The organism is Caballeronia sp. ATUFL_M2_KS44 (assembly GCF_023630965.1).
In the GTDB taxonomy this organism is placed as follows: Bacteria; Pseudomonadota; Gammaproteobacteria; order Burkholderiales; family Burkholderiaceae; genus Caballeronia; species Caballeronia concitans.
This window is the reverse complement of sequence record NZ_JALQEA010000011.1, coordinates 1-255: the sequence shown is the minus strand read 5'-3', so window position 1 is coordinate 255 and position 255 is coordinate 1. Positions and strand designations below refer to the sequence as shown.

Genomic DNA, 255 nt, shown 5'->3' with positions numbered 1-255 from the left:
AAGTAGCCGTCGATGCCATCGGGCGTCGCGGCTTTCAGATCTTCGTGCAGCTTGCCGGCCTTGTAATCGACGCACGCATCGAAGCCGAGCGTCTCGACGACATAGCGGCACTTGTCCGCGCCGCCCGCGATGCCGACCACGCGGCAGCCCGCCGCCTTCGCCAGTTGCCCGACGACGCTGCCCACCGCTCCGCTCGCCGCCGACACGACGACCGTCTCGCCCGCCTTCGGCTCGATGATGCGGTTCAGTCCGTAC

Annotated in this window: 1 protein-coding gene; it reads right to left on the bottom strand. The window is 68.2% G+C overall.

The window, feature by feature from the left end; translation table 11 throughout:
• The coding region (locus NCR39_RS07070; RefSeq protein ID WP_250451560.1) for a zinc-binding dehydrogenase at positions 1-255 on the bottom strand (255 nt) is incomplete at both ends.